This is a genomic window from Streptomyces phaeoluteigriseus, from assembly GCF_001896135.2.
Classification (GTDB): Bacteria; Actinomycetota; Actinomycetes; order Streptomycetales; family Streptomycetaceae; genus Streptomyces; species Streptomyces phaeoluteigriseus.
In genome coordinates this window covers 1,045,584-1,063,262 of record NZ_MPOH02000011.1, presented here as the reverse complement: position 1 = coordinate 1,063,262, position 17,679 = coordinate 1,045,584, and the positions used below count along the sequence as shown (strand labels likewise).

16 protein-coding genes, 2 pseudogenes and 1 riboswitch are annotated in these 17,679 nt (G+C 71.9%); of the genes and pseudogenes, 10 read left to right on the top strand and 8 right to left on the bottom strand.

Translation table 11 applies throughout. The features are described from left to right. Positions 1-26 precede the first annotated feature (26 nt). Together BM536_RS15890 and otsB are read left to right on the top strand one after the other, a co-directional pair. Positions 27-272, top strand: coding sequence for a DUF3263 domain-containing protein (locus tag BM536_RS15890; RefSeq protein ID WP_073492134.1), 246 nt, complete (start codon positions 27-29; stop codon positions 270-272). Positions 273-407: 135 nt separating this feature from the next. Continuing rightward, positions 408-1,328: a trehalose-phosphatase gene (gene otsB, locus BM536_RS15885; protein WP_094103058.1), complete on the top strand. Its 921-nt coding sequence runs from the start codon at positions 408-410 to the stop codon at positions 1,326-1,328. 461 nt (positions 1,329-1,789) lie between these two features. Here the strand turns inward: otsB and BM536_RS15880 are convergent, their stop codons facing one another. Together BM536_RS15880 and BM536_RS15875 are read right to left on the bottom strand one after the other, a co-directional pair. Continuing rightward, complete coding sequence (locus tag BM536_RS15880; protein ID WP_094103057.1) at positions 1,790-3,196, bottom strand: alpha,alpha-trehalose-phosphate synthase (UDP-forming); 1,407 nt, start codon at positions 3,194-3,196, stop codon at positions 1,790-1,792. A 148-nt stretch (positions 3,197-3,344) separates the two neighbouring features. After that, positions 3,345-4,316 (bottom strand): glucosyl-3-phosphoglycerate synthase, encoded by a 972-nt coding sequence (locus tag BM536_RS15875; RefSeq protein WP_073497729.1) that lies wholly within the window; start codon positions 4,314-4,316, stop codon positions 3,345-3,347. A gap of 177 nt (positions 4,317-4,493) precedes the next feature. After that, positions 4,494-4,640, top strand: a riboswitch (SAM riboswitch). 15 nt (positions 4,641-4,655) lie between these two features. On the opposite strand from BM536_RS15875, the gene thrC reads away from it, so the two are divergent. The 6 genes and pseudogenes from thrC to BM536_RS15845 all read left to right on the top strand — a co-directional run. Further along, the gene (thrC, locus tag BM536_RS15870; RefSeq protein ID WP_073497731.1) at positions 4,656-5,939 is read left to right on the top strand and encodes a threonine synthase; all 1,284 of its coding nucleotides are present in this window, start codon (positions 4,656-4,658) and stop codon (positions 5,937-5,939) included. Further along, positions 5,936-6,211, top strand: a complete 276-nt coding sequence (locus BM536_RS15865; protein ID WP_073497733.1) for a MoaD/ThiS family protein — start codon at positions 5,936-5,938, stop codon at positions 6,209-6,211. The genes thrC and BM536_RS15865 overlap by 4 nt, the downstream gene beginning before the upstream one ends. Positions 6,212-6,687: 476 nt before the next feature. Next, positions 6,688-6,894, top strand: a complete 207-nt coding sequence (locus tag BM536_RS15860; protein ID WP_007493268.1) for a cold-shock protein — start codon at positions 6,688-6,690, stop codon at positions 6,892-6,894. Between the two features lie 518 nt (positions 6,895-7,412). Continuing rightward, on the top strand, positions 7,413-9,038 hold the full coding sequence (gene groL, locus BM536_RS15855; RefSeq protein WP_073497735.1) for a chaperonin GroEL: 1,626 nt from the start codon (positions 7,413-7,415) through the stop codon (positions 9,036-9,038). Positions 9,039-9,313: 275 nt separating this feature from the next. Continuing rightward, positions 9,314-10,438, top strand: a complete 1,125-nt coding sequence (locus BM536_RS15850; RefSeq protein ID WP_211362880.1) for an NADH:flavin oxidoreductase — start codon at positions 9,314-9,316, stop codon at positions 10,436-10,438. 182 nt (positions 10,439-10,620) lie between these two features. Beyond that, positions 10,621-10,953 (top strand): annotated as a pseudogene (locus BM536_RS15845) (MFS transporter); the annotation flags it as partial. A gap of 17 nt (positions 10,954-10,970) precedes the next feature. Here the strand turns inward: BM536_RS15845 and BM536_RS15840 are convergent. The 4 genes and pseudogenes from BM536_RS15840 to BM536_RS15825 form a co-directional block, all read right to left on the bottom strand. Further along, positions 10,971-11,534 carry a hypothetical protein gene (locus BM536_RS15840; RefSeq protein ID WP_094103056.1) on the bottom strand — a complete coding sequence of 188 codons (564 nt, stop codon included), beginning with the start codon at positions 11,532-11,534 and terminating at the stop codon, positions 10,971-10,973. Between the two features lie 179 nt (positions 11,535-11,713). Beyond that, positions 11,714-13,207 carry a PTS transporter subunit EIIC gene (locus BM536_RS15835; protein WP_094103133.1) on the bottom strand — a complete coding sequence of 498 codons (1,494 nt, stop codon included), beginning with the start codon at positions 13,205-13,207 and terminating at the stop codon, positions 11,714-11,716. Positions 13,208-13,223: 16 nt separating this feature from the next. Next, positions 13,224-14,159 (bottom strand): N-acetylmuramic acid 6-phosphate etherase, encoded by a 936-nt coding sequence (murQ, locus tag BM536_RS15830; protein ID WP_094103055.1) that lies wholly within the window; start codon positions 14,157-14,159, stop codon positions 13,224-13,226. A gap of 173 nt (positions 14,160-14,332) precedes the next feature. After that, positions 14,333-15,215, bottom strand: a pseudogene (locus tag BM536_RS15825) (MurR/RpiR family transcriptional regulator). A 54-nt stretch (positions 15,216-15,269) separates the two neighbouring features. On the opposite strand from BM536_RS15825, the gene BM536_RS15820 reads away from it, so the two are divergent. Further along, a complete protein-coding gene (locus BM536_RS15820) occupies positions 15,270-15,701 on the top strand; it encodes a hypothetical protein (RefSeq protein WP_073497737.1) in 432 nt (143 codons plus the stop codon). A gap of 7 nt (positions 15,702-15,708) precedes the next feature. After that, entirely contained in the window at positions 15,709-15,978 is a 270-nt protein-coding gene (locus tag BM536_RS15815; protein WP_073497739.1) for a DUF4031 domain-containing protein, read from the top strand. 10 nt (positions 15,979-15,988) lie between these two features. On the opposite strand, the gene BM536_RS15810 is transcribed toward BM536_RS15815, so the two are convergent. Both BM536_RS15810 and BM536_RS15805 read right to left on the bottom strand, forming a co-directional pair. Beyond that, positions 15,989-17,077, bottom strand: coding sequence for a GNAT family N-acetyltransferase (locus BM536_RS15810; RefSeq protein ID WP_073497741.1), 1,089 nt, complete (start codon positions 17,075-17,077; stop codon positions 15,989-15,991). Between the two features lie 26 nt (positions 17,078-17,103). Continuing rightward, the coding region (locus BM536_RS15805; protein WP_094103054.1) for an HD domain-containing protein at positions 17,104-17,679 on the bottom strand (576 nt) is incomplete at its 5' end.

The window sequence follows — 17,679 nt, the reverse complement described above, 5'->3', positions numbered from 1 at the left end:
CGTGCCGTTGCGTTAGCGTGCGGGGCATGGAACGGGCAGCGGATGAAGACGGGCTCGGGGCGAGGGAGCGGGACATCCTCGCCCTCGAGCGGCGCGGGTTCTCGGGGCCCGGTGCGAAGGAACGGGCGATCCGGGAGGAGCTGGATCTGTCGCCCGTGCGGTACTACCAGCTGCTGAACGCGCTGCTGGATGACGCGAGGGCGTTGGCGCATGATCCGGTGACGGTCAATCGGCTGCGACGCGTGCGGGAGGCCCGCCGGGCGGAGCGGTGAGTCTGCGGGGTCGTTGTGCGGGTCGTTGTGCGGGTCGGTAGGGGTGCCGTCCCGGGGGCTGCGCCCCCAGAGCCCCGCTGTCGGCCCTTAAGGGGCCTCGTCCTCGAACTCCCCCGGAGGGGGTGCCCCCCCCGGATGGGCCGGGTGCGGCCGGCCGGGCCGACAGGTACCGGCGTTGGCTATGGTCAGCGGTATGGGCACCTACGAGACGCACCCCACGGACCCTCACCTCCCCCACCCCCACCACCCCCCCACGGCCGCGAGGCGCTCGCCGCGATCCTGGCCAAGCCGGGCGGCACCCTCGTCGGGCTCGACTTCGACGGGACGCTCGCGCCGATCGTGGAGAATCCGGAGGACGCCCGGGCGCATCCGGATGCTCTGCCCGTGCTTGCGCGGCTGGCGCCGAAGGTGGCCTCCGTCGCCGTGGTGACCGGCCGGCCCGCCGCGGTGGCCGTGCGGAACGGGGGCTTCGCCGGGGTGGCGGGGCTGGAGCGGCTCGCAGTGCTCGGGCATTACGGGGCCGAGCGGTGGGACGCCCGCACCGGGACCGTTTCCGCGCCCGCCCCGCACCCGGGTGTCGCGGCCGTACGGGCGGAACTGCCCGCCGTGCTGGAGGCTGCCGGGGCGGGGCCGGGGACCTGGGTCGAGGAGAAGGGGCGGGCCGTCGCCGTGCACACGCGCCGGGCGGCGGACCCGCAGGCCGCGTTCGAGGCGCTGCGCCGGCCGCTCGCCGACCTCGCATCCCGGCACGGGCTGATCGTCGAGCCGGGCCGGATGGTGCTGGAGCTGCGGCCGCCCGGCGTGGACAAGGGCGTGGCCCTGACGGAGTACGTCCGTGAGATCGGCGCCGAGGCGGTGCTCTACGCCGGTGACGACCTCGGTGACCTGCCCGCCTTCGCCGCCGTGGAGAAGCTCCGCTCCGACGGCGTACCCGGTCTGCTGGTGGCCAGCGGCAGCTCCGAGGTGACCGAGCTGTCGGCCCGCGCGGACCTGGTCGTCGACGGTCCCGCGGGGGTCGTAGGGCTGTTGCGGGCGCTGTCGGGTCGGCTGGGGTGACGGGTATGCGGTGGGATGGCTGGCGTTGACGGTCCGGCGGGGATGCCGGTCTTGCCCTTGGCGTGCGCGGGCTCGTCGTGATGCGCCGGGTTCTTGCTGAGCCGCGGGTCGGCCGGTCCCGTCGGGGGTGGTGGGGTTTGTGGGCGCTCGCTGGCCAGTTGGGCCGGTGGTGTGGGCAGGTGGTGTCGGACCGCCGGGTTCGTTGGGTTGGGGGCCTGGGGTCTCGGCTGGGGGTGGCAGGGGTCCCGGCGGGATTGGGTGACCTGTGGGCGCCCGTCGGTCAGTTGGGCCGGGGCCCTGAGGGTCGGCTGGTGGTGGCGGTGGGGAGAAGCCGACGCGTCCTCCGTGGAGAACGGCCGGCGGGTTTGCATGGCCTGTGGGCGCTCCTCGGTCAGTCGCGCCGGGGATCTGGGGTGCCCGCACGTGGGGTGGTGGGGGCTGCGGGGGCTCGTCGGTCAGTTTCACCGGAGGGCCTGGAGGGCCTGTAGCTGCTCCAGGAACCACCGGGCCGGGGGCAGCGCGGTCGCGGCCTCCGTGAGCCTCTTGGCGCGCGCCGCCCGCTCCTCCGGTGCCATGGTGAGCGCCTCGTGGAGGGCGCGGGCGGTCTCCAGGACGTCGTAGGGGTTGACCACGATGGCGTCCTCGCCCAGCTCCCAGTACGCCCCGGCCTCCCGAGACAGCACCAGCGCGCAGCCCTGGTCGGAGACGACCGGGACCTCCTTGGCGACCAGGTTCATGCCGTCCCGGACGGGGTTGACCAGGGCCACGTCGGCGAGGCGGTACGCGGCCAGGGAGCGGGCGAAGTCGTCCTTGACGTGCAGGACGACCGGGGTCCAGCCGGGTGTGCCGTACCGCTCGTTGATCTCCCCCGCGACGCGCTGCACCTCGGCCGTGTAGTCGCGGTAGACGGCGAGGTCCTGGCGGGAGGGGTAGGCGAACGCCACGTGGACGACGCGTTCGCGCCACTCGGGGCGGTCGTCGAGGAGCTGCCGGTAGGCGAGCAGACCGCGCACGATATTCTTCGACAGCTCGGTCCGGTCGACGCGCACGATGGTTCTGCGGCCCTCGCCGATCTCCTCGCGGAGGGCGGCGATGCGCTCCTCGACGTCGGACTCGTGGGAGCGGGCGCGCAGGAAGTCGGCGTCGGCGCCGAGGCCGTGGACGCCGATCTCGGTGCTGCCCAGGCCGCCCACGAACTCCGTGCAGCAGGCGGTGAACGCGTCCGCCCAGCGCCTGGTCAGGAAGCCGAGCCGATCCGCGCCGAGCATGCCGCGCAGCAGTTGCGCGCGGATGTCCGTGGGGAGCAGCGCGAAGTAGTCCACCGGCGCCCACGGCGTGTGCGAGAAGTGGCCGATGCGCAGGTCGGGGCGCAGCTCGCGGAGCATGCCGGGGACCAGACACAGGTGGTAGTCCTGCACGAGGACCGCCGCGCCCTCCGCCGCCTCCTCGGCCAGCGCCTCCGCGAACGCGTGGTTGTAGGTCTCGTACGACGCCCACTGGCGCCGGAACTCCGCGTCGAAGACCGGCTCCAGCGGGGTCTGGTACAGCAGGTGGTGGATGAACCAGAGCACGGAGTTGGCGACGCCGTTGTACGCGTCGGCGTGCACGTCGGCCGGGATGTCGAGCATCCGGACGCCGTCCTCGCCGACCCCGCGCCGCACCGCCTCGCGGTCGCCGTCGGTCAGCGCCGAGCACACCCACAGGGCGTCCGCGTCCGGACCGATCGCCGACAGGCCCGAGACCAGTCCGCCGCCGCCCCGCTTGGCGTGCAGCGAACCGTCCTCGCGCACCTCGTAGGAGACCGGGCCGCGGTTGGACGCGACCAGCACCTGAGCACCCTGAGCAGCAGCATCACGCGTGGAAGACATACGCCACAACCTAGCCCGGTCCGGAAACGCTCAAACGTACGGATGCGGTCCGTGGCCGGGTCATATCCGGCCGTATACGGCGCCCGGACCGTGTTGCGCGCCGCCCCACGCGGTGTGCCGGCACGCGGCGCCGCGCACGGCCCGCCCGCTACGCGACCTTGCGTTCCGCGTACTCCGCGATCTCCGCCATCGGCGGACGTTCCTCGGTGTCCACGGAGTAGGTGCGCGGCTCGAAGCCGTCCGTGCTCCGCTCGAACTGGGTGAGGACGGGGCGGATCATGTGCCCGCGGGCCAGCCGGAGCTGCGCGGTGCGGTAGATCGCCGCCGCCATCCGGCCGAGCGCCTGCCCGTCCTGGTGGCGGTGCTTGCGCACCCCGACGTCGACCTGGGCGAGGGCGTCCAGGCCCACCAGGTGCAGGGCGTCGACCAGCATGCCCAGCTCCACGCCGTAGCCGACGGGGAACGGGAGCTGTTCCAGCAGGCTGCGCCGGGCCGCGTACTCGCCGCCGAGCGGCTGCACGAAGCCGGCCAGCTGCGGCCAGTGCATGTTGAGCAGCGGGCGGGCCATGAGTTCGGTGACCCGGCCGCCCTGGCCCGCGGTCCTGCCGGAGGCGAACGAGTTCGCCTCGGCGCCCAGCGGGCGGTCGTACATGGCCTTGACCAGATCCACCCCGGGGTCGGTGAGCAGCGGGCCCACGATGCCGGAGACGAAGTCGGAGGAGAACTCCTTGAGGTCGGCGTCGATGAAACAGACGATGTCCCCGGTCGTGACGAGCAACGACCGCCACAGCACCTCGCCCTTGCCGGGCACGGCCGGTATCCGGGGGAGGATGTCGTCGCGGTGCACGACCCGTGCCCCGGCCGCCGCGGCGACCTCGGACGTACGGTCCGTGGAGCCCGAGTCGACGACGACGATCTCGTCGACCAGCGGGACCTGCTGCATCAGGTCGTGGCGGATGACCGCGACGATGTCACCGACCGTCTCCTGTTCGTTCAGGGCGGGCAGCACCACGGAGACCGTCTGACCCGAGGCACGTTTCGCGGCCAGGATGCGGTGCAACGGGCGGTCGGTCACGGACCAGGAGCGGGTGGCCAGCCAGGCTTCAGCTTCTTTCAGCACGGTCTGCGGCTCCTCACTGTCGTGATCACACCAGGTGCACGGGGGGTGACGGTGTGATCCATCTCGCGGTTCGGACGTCTATCTCAACTGTCCTGGCCTTCGGTTACAGTCTTGAACAACGCGGATGACCATCGCATGTCCGAGGTCGCCGCTGTTCCACCACTGACAACTTCATACCGCTCATCCAGAGGGGCAGAGGGATACGGCCCGATGAAGCCCCGGCAACCCTCCAGCCGGTCTTGTCACGTCGTTGTGGCGAGGCTCCCGGCTAGGGAAGGTGCCAAATCCGTCTCACGGCGAGATGCGTCGTGAGGAAGATGAGGAAGGGCCTCGCCTCACATGGCTGCGCAGACAGTTGCAAGCACCACAGACTCCGTCGACCTCGGTCCCGCCGCGGCGCTCTCCTGCCGCGAGTGCGGACACCGCGTGCCGCTCGGCCCGGTCTTCGCCTGCGAAGAGTGTTTCGGCCCGCTCGAGATCGCCTACGACTTCTCGGCCTACGACACCGAGGAGCTGCGCAAGCGCATCGAGGCGGGCCCCGCGAACATCTGGCGCTATGCGCCGCTGCTGCCCGTCCCGGCCGACGTGGCGGAGAAGCCGAACATCAACCCCGGCTGGACCAAGCTCGTCCAGGCCGACAACCTGGCCCGTGAGCTGGGCGTCGACCCCGGCAAGCTGTTCGTCAAGGACGACTCCGGCAACCCGACGCACTCCTTCAAGGACCGCGTCGTCGCCCAGGCCATCGAGGCCGCGCGCGCCTTCGGCTTCACGACCCTCTCCTGCTCGTCCACGGGCAACCTGGCCGGTGCCGTCGGCGCCGCGGCCGCCCGCGCCGGCTTCCGCTCCTGCGTGTTCATCCCGCACGACCTGGAGCAGGGCAAGATCGTCATGGCCGCGATCTACGGCGGCGAACTCGTCGGCATCGAGGGCAACTACGACGACGTGAACCGCTTCTGCTCCGAGCTGATCGGCGACCCGGCCGGCGAGGGCTGGGGCTTCGTCAACGTCAACCTGCGGCCGTACTACGCAGAGGGCTCAAAGACGCTGGCGTACGAGATCTGCGAGCAGCTCGGCTGGCGGCTGCCCGACCAGCTCGTCGTGCCGATCGCCTCCGGCTCGCAGCTCACGAAGATCGACAAGGGGCTCCAGGAGCTGATCAAGCTCGGTCTCGTCGAGGACAGGCCGTACAAGATCTTCGGTGCGCAGGCCGAGGGCTGCTCGCCGGTGTCCGTCGCCTACAAGGCCGGCCACGAGGTCGTCCGGCCGCAGAAGCCGAACACCATCGCCAAGTCCCTCGCCATCGGCAACCCTGCGGACGGGCCGTACGTCCTGGACATCGCGCGCCGTACCGGTGGGGCGGTGGAGGACGTGAACGACGAGCAGGTGGTCGACGCGATCAAGCTGCTGGCGCGGACCGAGGGCATCTTCGCGGAGACCGCCGGTGGCGTGACGGTGGGTGTGACGAGGAAGCTGATCGAGAACGGTCTCCTCGACCCGACGAAGACCACGGTCGTGCTCAACACCGGGGACGGCCTCAAGACCCTCGACGCGGTGGCCGGTACCGGCCTCACCGCCACCATCCGTCCGAACCTGGACTCCTTCCGAGAGGCTGGCCTCGCATGAGCGTGACCGTCCGCATCCCGACCATCCTGCGCACCTACACCGGTGGCAAGGCCGAGGTCCCGGCCGAGGGCACGACCCTCGGCGAGATCATCGCCGACCTGGAGAAGAACCACACGGGCATCGCCGCGCGCGTTCTCGACGACCAGGGCAAGCTGCGCCGGTTCGTCAACGTGTACGTCAACGACGACGACGTCCGCTTCGAGAAGGGGCTGGAGACGGCGACCCCCGACGGCGCCGGCGTCTCCATCATCCCGGCCGTGGCCGGAGGCTGACCGGTGTTCAGTACCCGCCGGTAGTAACCGTCGGTAACGGTAATTACCGAGAGTTCATCCCCGCGGCGGAGCCGCTAATGGATAATTGCCCCCTCCGTGAGAGAAGCGGAGGGGGCAATTCAGTGTGGTTGAGCGCGGTACAGTTGGGGAACGCGTCGCCCATTGCATGCCGGCCGCATATGAGTTCCGCCGTTGCGGGCGATGAGAAGTAGCCAAAGTGTGCATGTGTTTTGCGCCTTTCATTCCCTTTGTGGGGCCCGACTTGCCCTGAACTCGGGTGAATCCTCACTCTTCTCCGGACCGTTCGCGTCCAGAATTCTCGTCCGATTGACCTGTTGCAGACGGCAGTTGGACAGATACATTCGGCCGCGGTCGACGCGTTCCGGCGCACGCCCCCAACGAACTTGGGGGGTGAGGTCTGACCCGGATCCGCGAAGTGCGGGTCTGTGCAAGGGCCAGTAATAGGGGAGTTAGGCATGGCTCAGGGCACCGTCAAGTGGTTCAACGCGGAGAAGGGGTACGGCTTCATCGCGGTCGACGGTGGTGCGGATGTTTTCGTCCACTACAGCGCGATCCAGATGGACGGATACCGCACCCTGGAAGAGGGCCAGCGGGTCGATTTCGAGATCTCGCAGGGTCAGAAGGGGCCGCAGGCGGACATGGTCCGGCTCGCGACCGGCTGAAGCACGCGCCGACTTGCAGCGACGTTCTTCTGTTCTGTCCGCGAAGGGCTCGCACCTCCTGGGTGCGGGCCCTTCGCCATGTCCGCAGTCGTCCGCAGTCGTCCGCAGTCGTTCGGAGTCGTCCTCCGTCGTCTTCCGTCGTCCTCCGTCGTCCTCCGTCGTCCGCAGTCGTTCGGAGTCGTCCGCCGTCTTCCTCCGTCACCCGTGGTGCCTCGCGCGGCCCGCTCGGCCCGCGTGGCCCTGCGTTCACCTGCGGATCCTGCGGATCGGCCCGCGCCCGCCCGTCGCCCGACCACCACGCCTCGACGAGCCCGCTGCGCGGGCGCACCTTGCACTCGGACGGGTCGAGTGCTAATCATTGGCGTTAGCACTCTGATGGTGAGAGTGACAACGAAGGACCGGGTCGGTGAGGCCCGCAGGCCAGGTGGGGCAAGGAACCACAGGGCAGGCGAGCCGTCCGTCGCGGGCGCGGGCGCGGTCCGAAGGAATCACCCCCAGTCCTGGAGGGACCACTTCACATGGCCAAGATCATCGCGTTCGACGAGGAGGCGCGGCGCGGCCTCGAGCGCGGCATGAACCAGCTCGCGGACGCCGTGAAGGTGACGCTCGGCCCCAAGGGCCGCAACGTCGTCCTCGAGAAGAAGTGGGGCGCCCCCACGATCACCAACGATGGTGTCTCCATCGCCAAGGAGATCGAGCTCGAGGACCCGTACGAGAAGATCGGCGCCGAGCTGGTCAAGGAAGTCGCCAAGAAGACGGACGACGTCGCCGGTGACGGTACGACCACCGCGACCGTCCTCGCCCAGGCGCTGGTCCGCGAGGGCCTGCGCAACGTGGCGGCCGGCGCCAACCCGATGGCTCTGAAGCGCGGCATCGAGAAGGCCGTCGAGGCCGTCTCCGGCGCCCTCCTCGAGCAGGCGAAGGATGTCGAGACCAAGGAGCAGATCGCTTCGACGGCCTCCATCTCCGCCGCCGACACCCAGATCGGCGAGCTCATCGCCGAGGCCATGGACAAGGTCGGCAAGGAAGGCGTCATCACCGTCGAGGAGTCGCAGACCTTCGGTCTCGAACTCGAGCTGACCGAGGGTATGCGCTTCGACAAGGGCTACATCTCGGCGTACTTCGCGACCGACATGGAGCGTATGGAGGCCGTCCTCGACGACCCGTACATCCTGATCGCGAACTCCAAGATCGCCAACGTCAAGGACCTGCTCCCGCTCCTGGAGAAGGTCATGCAGTCGGGCAAGCCGCTGCTGATCATCGCCGAGGACGTCGAGGGCGAGGCCCTGTCGACCCTGGTCGTCAACAAGATCCGCGGCACCTTCAAGTCCGTCGCGGTCAAGGCCCCGGGCTTCGGCGACCGCCGCAAGGCGATGCTGAACGACATCGCCATCCTCACCGGTGGCGAGGTCATCTCCGAGGAGGTCGGTCTCAAGCTCGAGAACACCTCCCTGGACCTGCTCGGCAAGGCCCGCAAGGTCGTCATCACCAAGGACGAGACCACCATCGTCGACGGGTCCGGCTCCTCGGAGCAGGTCGCGGGCCGGGTCAACCAGATCCGCGCCGAGATCGAGAACAGCGACTCGGACTACGACCGCGAGAAGCTCCAGGAGCGTCTGGCGAAGCTGGCCGGCGGCGTGGCCGTCATCAAGGCCGGCGCCGCCACCGAGGTGGAGCTCAAGGAGCGCAAGCACCGCATCGAGGACGCCGTTCGCAACGCGAAGGCGGCCGTCGAGGAGGGCATCGTCGCCGGTGGTGGCGTGGCCCTGCTCCAGGCCACCTCGGTCTTCGAGAAGCTCGACCTCGAGGGTGACGAGGCGACCGGCGCCAACGCCGTGAAGCTCGCCCTGGAGGCCCCGCTCAAGCAGATCGCCGTCAACGGTGGTCTCGAGGGTGGCGTCATCGTCGAGAAGGTGCGCAACCTGCCCGTCGGCCACGGCCTGAACGCCGCGACCGGTGAGTACGTCGACATGATCGCCGAGGGCATCATCGACCCGGCGAAGGTGACGCGCTCCGCGCTGCAGAACGCCGCGTCGATCGCCGCGCTGTTCCTCACCACCGAGGCCGTCATCGCTGACAAGCCGGAGAAGGCGGGCGCTGCCCCGGCCGGCGGCGGCATGCCGGGCGGTGACATGGACTTCTGAGCCTGATCGCTGATCAAGCTCGGTTTTCCACCGAGGGCGGCACTCCCTGCTGAGGCGGGGGGTGCCGCCCTCGGTCGTTCTCCCGGCCCCGGTGCCTGCGGTGCGCGTAGTGGCCGCCGGGCCGGGGTGGCCCGGATCACAGCGGTTGTGGGGGAGGCGCGGAATGGCCGGGGCGGGGTGTGCGGTTGACGGGAGAGGGCGGTTCTTGCATGTGCACATACCGTCCGGAATGTCCCATCGCTCGATGCCCACCGCGTCCCCGAGGAGCCCCTGTCGTGACTGCCACCCCCGCCGCCTCCCGCGCCGCCGAGATCCTCGCGCGTCCCGTCTCCCTCAACGGCCTGACCGTCCCCAACCGCATCGCCATGGCGCCCATGACCCGCATGTTCTCGCCCGGCGGCATCCCCGGTGAGAACGTGGCGTCGTACTACGGCCGGCGCGCCGCCGCCGGTGTCGGTCTCATCGTCACGGAGGGCACGTACGTCGGCCACGACTCGGCCGGGCAGAGCGACCGGGTGCCGCGGTTCCACGGCGAGGAGCAGCTGGCCGGGTGGGCGAAGGTCGCCGAGGCCGTGCACGCGGGCGGCGGGACGATCGTGCCGCAGCTGTGGCACATCGGCATGGTGCGCAACCAGGGTGAGCCGCCCGTCGCGGACGCCCCCGCCGTCGGCCCCTCCGGCGTGCGCCCGGACGGCACCGAGGGCACCGGCAAGGTGATGACCCAGCGCGACCTGGACGACGTCATCGGCGCGTTCGCCGAGGCCGCCGCGGCCGCGGAGCGCATCGGCTTCGACGGCGTGGAGATCCACGGCGCCCACGGCTACCTCGTCGACCAGTTCCTGTGGGCGGGCACCAACCGCCGCACCGACGCCTACGGCGGTGACGCGGTCGCCCGTACCAGGTTCGCGGCGGAGATCGTCGCCGCCGTGCGGCAGACGGTGTCCGCGGAGTTCCCGGTCATCTTCCGCTACTCGCAGTGGAAGCAGGAGGCCTACGACGCGCGCCTCGCCGAGACCCCCGAGGAGCTGGAGGCCATCCTCGCCCCGCTCGCCGCGGCCGGTGTCGACGCCTTCCACGCCTCCACCCGTCGCTACTGGGTCCCGGAGTTCGACGGCTCCGACCTCAATCTCGCGGGCTGGACGAAGAAGCTGACCGGGCGGCCCACCATCACCGTCGGCTCGGTCGGCCTCGACGGCGACTTCATCAAGGCCTTCCAGGGCCAGGGTTCCGCGGTCAGGAACCTCGACGACCTCCTCGACCGGCTGGAGCGCGACGAGTTCGACATGGTGGCCGTCGGCCGCGCGCTGCTCCAGGACCCGGAGTGGGCCGCCAAGATCCTGGCCGGCCGCTTCGACGAGCTGAAGCCGTACGACACGGCGGCGCTGAAGACCCTCAGCTGAGACCGGCTGGGACCGGCGGCCGGGCGGCTGGGGCCGGCTGGGCCGGGATGAGCTGAGCCGTCGGTCTGGCGGACGGCTCCTGTGTGTCGGGGCAGGGGGGAAGGAGGGAAGTTTTCTTTTCCCCTGCGCGTCGTCCCTGATGGGCGCCCCCTCTGGACCTCCGCCGCCCTCGGCGTCGTCGCCTCACCGCCGGCCTGGTGCTCGCCCCGCAGGGTCTGGTCGTGATGGTCGTGTCCGCGGTCTCCGCCGGCATCACCTAGGCCAAGGGCCCCGAGGTCACCCTGATGATCGGCTCGCTGATCGTCGCCGCCGGCTACGGCCTCGACATCGTGCTCATGAGCGAGGTCTGGCACCTCGTCCTGGTGTCCCGCGTGATCGCCGCCGGCATCGGCTTCACCCACGGCGCCCTGCCCGCCCCGATCACGGGCGCGGTGGACCCCTCCCGGACCGGCTCGGCCAACAGCCTCAACACCCAGATGCGGTCCCTGGGCACCAGCTTCGCCAGTGCCGTCGCCGCCCGGCAGGGCCTGGCCTAGACGTTGCCCATGGGCTCGATGTCGACCTTCACCGGGGTGCCCCAGACGCGCAGCACCTCGTAGTCGGTGAACTCGTGCACCAGGCGGTAGGCCATGGCGGGGCGGGAGCCCCGGCGCAGGGCGGCGAGGTATCTCTCCGCCTCGTGGCGGTCGCGCCTCGGGGTGCCGCACAGCTGCCATTCCTGGCCGGTCCACAGTTCCGGCAGCCAGCGCTGCTGGGGCTGCGGGCGGTCGCCCCGGGTGCCGTAGCGGGAGGGGGCGGTGGGGTGCGGTGCCTGTGGGGCGGGGCCGTCGAACTCGGCCCGCCGGGCCGCCCGCCGCCGGGTCTCGCACAGCAGGCACAGGTCGGGGGCCGCCTCGTCCACGGGACCGTTGGGGTGCTCGGCGCACCGTGTGGTGGGGGCGGCCGAGGCGCCCTCCTCCAGCAGCTCCAGGGCGCGCCGCAGGTCCGACCTGACCTCGTGGAGTCTGGCGTCCGGGGTGTCGGCGGTCAGGGCGTCCCCGTGCTCACCGAGCAGCCGCAGGGCACGCCCCAGGTGGGTGAGCTGGGCATGGTTCATGACGAGCGTCTCCGTTCCCGCGGCGGGCTTTCCTCCGGCCTGAGTGTTCGACGGTGCGGACACCGCCGACTCAACCGTCGCACACACCACCGACAACCCCCCGTACGAGCCGTGACGAGCCATCCCGCGAGCGGATTCCCGGACGGCGGCCAGGTGCCGATCAGGACCCGGCGCGCTCGTCATCCGGATCGCGAAGGCGTCGGGCCACCGGACGGGTCATGGGCCGGGCCACCGGACGGGTCAGGCGTCGGGCCACCGGACGGGTCAGGGGCCGGGCGGCCGGAGCCGGCGGCGGCGATGACGCGGTCGGTGACGCCGAAGACGTAGGTCGCGGCGAAGCCGACCGCGTACCCGGTCAGCAGCCCGCCCGCGTAGATCGCGAGCAGGGTGCCCCAGCCCCGGTCGCCGGCCAGCAGGGGGAACAGGGCCCAGCCGGACGGCCCGATCGCCGTCGCGCCGACCTGGTCGCCGAGCATCGCGAAGAAGCCGACGAAGGCCCCGCCGGCCGCCCCGCCCACGCAGGCGGTGAGGAAGGGGCGGCCCAGCGGGAGGGAGACGCCGTAGATGAGGGGTTCGCCGACGCCCAGCAGGCCCGCCGGCAGCGCCGACCTGATCGTCGTGCGCAGCGAGGTGTCGTGGCGCAGCCGGACGTAGACCGCGAGGGCCGCGCCGACCTGGCCCGCGCCCGCCATCGCCAGGATCGGCAGCAGCACGGTGTGGCCCTGCTGTTCGATGAGCGTGGTGTGGATGGGGATGAGGGCCTGGTGCAGGCCCAGCATCACCAGCGGCAGGAACAGCCCGCCGAGGACCAGCCCGGCGAACGCGCCCGTCGTGGTCAGCAGCCAGTCCGCCGCGGTGCCGATCGCCGTCGACACCGCACCGGCCGCCCACATCAGGCCGTACAGCGTGGCCAGGCCCGCGACGAGGACCGTCAGGGTCGGGGTCAGCAGCACGTCGAGGGCCGCCGGGACCCGGCCCCGGCACCACTTCTCCACGTACGTCGCCAGCAGGGCCGCCGCCAGTGCGCCGAGGACCCCGCCCTGGCCGGGGGCGAGGGTCACCCCGAACGGGGTGACCTTCGCGACGCCCGGATATACCACGATCGCCGCCACCGCCCCGCCCAGCACGGGCGTGCCGCCGAACTCCTTCGCCGTGTTGACGCCGACGAACACCGCGATCAGCGCCATGAACCCGGACGCCACGGCGGCCAGCGCGGGCGTCAGCCACGGCAGCAGGCCGGCGTTCAGCAGCAGCCCGTTGACGCCCGCGAGGATCCCGCAGCCGATCAGGGCGGGGATGAGGGGGACGAAGACGGCGGCGAGGCGGCGCAGGGCGGTCTTGACGGGCGTGGCATTGCGCCGCTGTCGCTCGCCCTTCAACTCCGCGCCCAGCGCGGCCAGTTCACCCGCCACCGTCGACCGGCCGACCAGCTCCTCGAAGGCCGCCGTCACCGTCCCCACGACCCCCGGCCCGAGCACCACCTGGTACGACCCGCCGTCCACGACGAGGCCCAGCACCCCGGGGACGGCGCGCAGCGCCTCCTCGTCCGCCCGTGACGGATCGGCGAGGCCCAGCCTCAGCCGGGTCATGCAGTGGGCGACGGAGAGGACGTTCGCGGGGCCGCCGACCAGGGGCAGCAGCGCGGCGGCGGTGGCACGGGAATCGGTAGGCACCTGCTGAGCGTGCGGCTCAGGGGCGCGTGGCGGCGAGCGCGGCACGCAGATGACCGCCGGACTCCTCCAGAAGGCGGGCTGCCGACGGCCCGTCCACCCCGGCGAGCAGCACGAGGATCGCGTCCTTCACCTCACCGCCGGTGGCCGCGAGGGCCCGCTCGATCTCCTCGTCGTCCGCGCCGGTCGCGAGGGAGACGATCCGCCGCGAGCGGGCCCGCAGCTTCTCGTTCGTGGCCCGCACGTCGACCATCAGGTTCCCGTACGTCTTGCCCAGCCGGATCATCGTGATCGTCGACAGCATGTTCAACACCAGCTTCTGTGCCGTGCCCGCCTTCAGCCGGGTCGACCCGGTGAGCAGCTCGGGCCCGACGACGACCTCGATGCCGTGCTCGGCGGCCCCGGCCAGCGCACTGCCCGGGTTGCAGGCCAGCCCGACGGTCAGCGCACCCAGCGAACGCGCGTACTCCACCGCGCCGATCGCGTACGGCGTGCGCCCCGAGGCGGAGATCCCGACGACCGTGTCCTCGGCGGTCAGCGCGAGATCGGCCAGGTCCGCCCGCGCCAGTTCCCGCGAGTCCTCGGCACCCTCGACGGAGGTCACCATCGCCCGCGGCCCGCCCGCGATGAGCCCGACGACCTGGCCCGGGGCCGTGTTGAAGGTCGGCGGACACTCGGACGCGTCCAGCACCCCGAGCCGGCCGGCCGTCCCCGCCCCGGCGTACACCAGCCGTCCGCCCCGCCCCATCCGCGCGGCGATCGCGTCGACGGCACCGGCGATCTCGGGCAACCGCGCGGCCACGGCCCCGGCCACGCCGGCGTCCTCCCCGTTCATGAGCCGGGCGATGTCGAGGGTGGGCAGCCGGTCGATCTCGGCGAGTTCCGGCCGGAAGGCCTCGGTGGTGAGGCTCTCGAGCTGGGAGCGCAGGTCGTGCGGAGTGGAAGCGGAGGTCATGAGACGCGGCCCTTTCGACGCGGGTTCAGTGCATACCGCGGGTTCAGCGCATACCGCGGGTTCCGTGCACACCTCAGGGGCGCGGGACTGTATTCGTACGCGGCTGCGCCGAGTGGGGCGTGGCCGGCCACCGCGGCGCGCCGCACGTGTCCGCGAACAATCAGCCCCACGGCCTAGCGGTGCCGATGAGCCAGCGCCTCGTAACTCGCGGCCAGCGCCGGCGCCGCCGTGTCGTACGTCCGCTGCGCCACCCCCACGAACAGGCAGTCCACCACGAGCAACTGGCTGGTCCGGGACGACATCGCGCCGGCCGCAACTCGCTCTCCCGTGCCGTGGACGTCGTCAGCACCTGGTCGGCGTACTGCGCGACCGCGCCGCCCGGCCGTCCGGTGATGGCCACGGTCGTGGCGCCCCGCTCGAAGGCGACCCGCAGGGGTTCGATGACGTCCCGCGTCGACCCGGAGTGCGTGATCGCGACGGCCACGTCACCCGCCCGCAACTGCACCGCGTTCGTCACCGCGAGGTGCGGGTCGCTGTGGGCGTGGGCCATGAGACCTATCCGCAGCAGTTTCTGCACGAGGTCCTGGGCGACGAGCCCGGACGCCCCGACGCCGTAGACGTCGGTCCTGCGGGCGGTGGCCAGCGCGCCACCGCCGCGCCGAGCTGCACCGTGTCGAGTCCGGCGGCGGTGTCGGCGAGGGTCTGCCGCTCGTCGTGGGCGAGCTTGGCGACGACGTCCGCGATCGGGTCGTCGACGGCGATGTCGGTGGTGATGGCGGGCGCGCGGCCGGACTGCTGCTGGGCCGCGAGTCCGGCGAGGGCGAGCCGCAGGTCGCGGTAGCCGGGGTAGCCGAGGAGGCGGGCGGTGCGGACGACGGTGGCCTCGCTGGTGCCGGTGCGTTCCGCGAGGCGCGTGACGGTGAGCGCCGCGCAGCCGGCGGGGTCCCCCGCGACGGTCTCGGCGACGCGCTGCATCGAGCGCGTCATGGAGGGGGCGAGCGCGCGGACCTTGGCGGCGAGAGCGCCGCCGAAAACTTCCTTCACGTCCTGGGGCACCCATGAAAGGTATTTTCGGCTCGTGTCACGGTCAAGAGTGCGCACAATGGGTGCATGGATCCCTCCCACAACCCCTCCCACAACGCTTCCCGCACCCCCTCCCCCACTCCCGTCAGTGCTCTGGAACAGGCGTTGCACGCCGCGCGTGCCCGCGTCATCGCCGACCTGGCCGCGGGCGAGGTGGCCGCGGCGGACGTCGTGTCCATGGTCGAGGAGTCCGTGACGCAGCGGCGCTGGTGGGTCGAGCAGTGGCCGGACGGCGTGAGCTTCGTGGCCGGACTGGTGGCGCAGGACGTGCAGGACGCCCTGCTGGAGCGGCACGGCCGCTGGCCCATCTGCCCGGTGTGCGGCTCGGGCGACCCGCACGCCCTGGAGGTCGAGCCCGAACTGGGGCCCGACCCGCACTGGGTGTGCCACAAGGCGGGTGTGAAGGTCGCGGCGGTCGGCTCACTGGGGACGGCGTCCGGCGGGGCGGGCTCGCGGTGAGGCGCGCGTGACGGTCTACATCGACCCACCCGACTGGCCGGGCCACGGCCGGATGTGGTCCCACCTCGTCAGCGACGTCTCCTTCGACGAACTGCACGTCTTCGCCGACGGGTTGGGCGTGCCCCGGCGCGCGTTCGAACGCGACCACTACGACATTCCCTCCCACCGGTACCCGGACGTGGTCGCGGCCGGCGCGGTGGAGGTCAGCAGCCGTGAGGTGGTGCGGCTGCTGACGGCGTCGGGACTGCGACGGCCGAAGGGGCGGCGACGGGCGTAGCGGGCGGGTGTCACCCCCGGCGCGTGTAGAGCCGTAGCGTCTCGTCCTCCAGGAGGGTCTCCCGCGTCACGTCGGCCCGTGTGAACCCGGCGCGCGTCAGGACGCCTTGCGACGGGGAGTTCGCCTCCTCCACCGCCGCGTACAGCAGGTGTACGTCGTCCCGCGCGAGCGCCCAGTCCGCGAGGGCGGTCAGCGCCTCGGTCGCGTAGCCGTGGCCTCGGGCGGGTTCCACGAGGTCGTAGCCGATCTCGGTGCGGCCCTCCTCGTCGGGCATCCCGTGGAGGACCAGGCTGCCGACGGCCCGGCCGTCCTCCCGCCGGACGAGCACGAGCGCCCCGAACTCGGGCCGGTGCACCCCGTCGTCGTACGCCTTGAGCAGGGCGGCGGCGACGTCCCGGGTGCCCTCGAAGGGGGCGTCGCCGAGCCAGACGAAGCCGCCGTCGCCGCCCGCGACCAGGTCGGCGGCGGCGGCCGGGGTGATGCCTTCGAGGGTGAGGCGCTCGGTCGGCAGGACCAGGTTGTTGTTCCAGCGCCATTCGGTGACCGGGGCGCGGCCGGGCAGATCGCCGCGGCCGGTCGCCCACAGCAGCGTCGGCCAGGGCTCGGGGCCGGGCCGGACGTGCGGGAAGATCCGGGTGAGGACGGATGCGCACAGCTCGGCCGGCGGTTCGTAGGCCAGGCCCAGGCCCTCGGCGATGTCATGGGTGTGCAGGAGGACCTCGGCGATGCCCATCGCCGCGAAGCCCTCGCGGTTCGCGCTGCGGAAGGGGTACGGGTGGAAGGCGCGGACCCGCGGCGGGGTGGTGCGGACGGTGGCGGTGAGCAGGGCGCCGGTGGTCTCGATGACGTCCAGGACTCCCGCCTGGTCGGTGCCCTCGTCGAAGCCGAGTTCGAAGGGGGCGTACGCCGTCTGCGCGCGGCCCGCCAACTGCCCGGCGTAGGCGAGGAGATCGCCCGCCATGTGCTCCGCCGTCTGCCGGCAGGTCCAGTCCAGTCGGCCGGCCTTCACGCCGGTCCAGTCCTTGTCCGTCACCGTCCGCAGCAGCTCCACGCTGCTCGCGACGGCCTCCGCCACCTGATCCCCGCCCCATGCGCGCATGACGTGAGCCTAGGCGGGCGCGGGGGTCAGATCGACAGCAGTTCCAGTTCCGCGCGCATGTTGTAGCGGGCGGTCGCCTCCCACTCCCTCGCCCCGTGCGGGGTGCGGAACAGGCGGGACAGGCCGAGGAGATGGCGCAGTACGGCGGCCCGGCCCTCGCGGAAGGCGTCGTTCGGGACGAAGTGGTACTCCTCGCGGATCTCCGCCGCGTAGGCGGCGTACGCCGACGGCGGCGCGGCGAGGATCGCGAGGTCGGCGTCGCACAGCACCTGGCCGTCGTGGTCGTCGGCGGCCGGGTCGTGGGAGACGGTGAGCCGGACCAGGCGGGCCACCTCGGCGGTCTTCGCCTCCGGCAGGCCTGCCTCGGGCAGCGCGCGCTCGGCGAGGCGGGCGGAGCGGTCCTCGTTCTCGGAGCGGTCGGGCAGGTACACCGCGTCGTGGAACCAGGCGGCCAGCCGGACGACGTCCGGGTCGTCGGCGTGCTCCCGAAGCGTGTCGATCCGGTCGAGGACCGCGGTGAGGTGGGTGACCGTGTGGTAGCGGCGCTGCGGCTCCTGCCAGCGGCGCAGGAGGTCGTCGGCGTAGGGGAGGGGGTCCGGGGC

Excerpts from the sequence above, each read along its gene's own strand:
- BM536_RS15890 (WP_073492134.1), top strand. The coding sequence starts at position 27 with ATGGAACGGGCAGCGGATGAAGACGGGCTCGGGGCGAGGGAGCGGGAC.
- otsB (WP_094103058.1), top strand. The coding sequence starts at position 408 with ATGGGCCGGGTGCGGCCGGCCGGGCCGACAGGTACCGGCGTTGGCTAT.
- BM536_RS15880 (WP_094103057.1), bottom strand. The coding sequence starts at position 3,196 with ATGTCTTCCACGCGTGATGCTGCTGCTCAGGGTGCTCAGGTGCTGGTC.
- thrC (WP_073497731.1), top strand. The coding sequence starts at position 4,656 with ATGGCTGCGCAGACAGTTGCAAGCACCACAGACTCCGTCGACCTCGGT.
- BM536_RS15865 (WP_073497733.1), top strand. The coding sequence starts at position 5,936 with ATGAGCGTGACCGTCCGCATCCCGACCATCCTGCGCACCTACACCGGT.
- BM536_RS15860 (WP_007493268.1), top strand. The coding sequence starts at position 6,688 with ATGGCTCAGGGCACCGTCAAGTGGTTCAACGCGGAGAAGGGGTACGGC.
- groL (WP_073497735.1), top strand. The coding sequence starts at position 7,413 with ATGGCCAAGATCATCGCGTTCGACGAGGAGGCGCGGCGCGGCCTCGAG.
- BM536_RS15840 (WP_094103056.1), bottom strand. The coding sequence starts at position 11,534 with ATGAACCATGCCCAGCTCACCCACCTGGGGCGTGCCCTGCGGCTGCTC.
- murQ (WP_094103055.1), bottom strand. The coding sequence starts at position 14,159 with ATGACCTCCGCTTCCACTCCGCACGACCTGCGCTCCCAGCTCGAGAGC.
- BM536_RS15820 (WP_073497737.1), top strand. The coding sequence starts at position 15,270 with ATGGATCCCTCCCACAACCCCTCCCACAACGCTTCCCGCACCCCCTCC.
- BM536_RS15810 (WP_073497741.1), bottom strand. The coding sequence starts at position 17,077 with ATGCGCGCATGGGGCGGGGATCAGGTGGCGGAGGCCGTCGCGAGCAGC.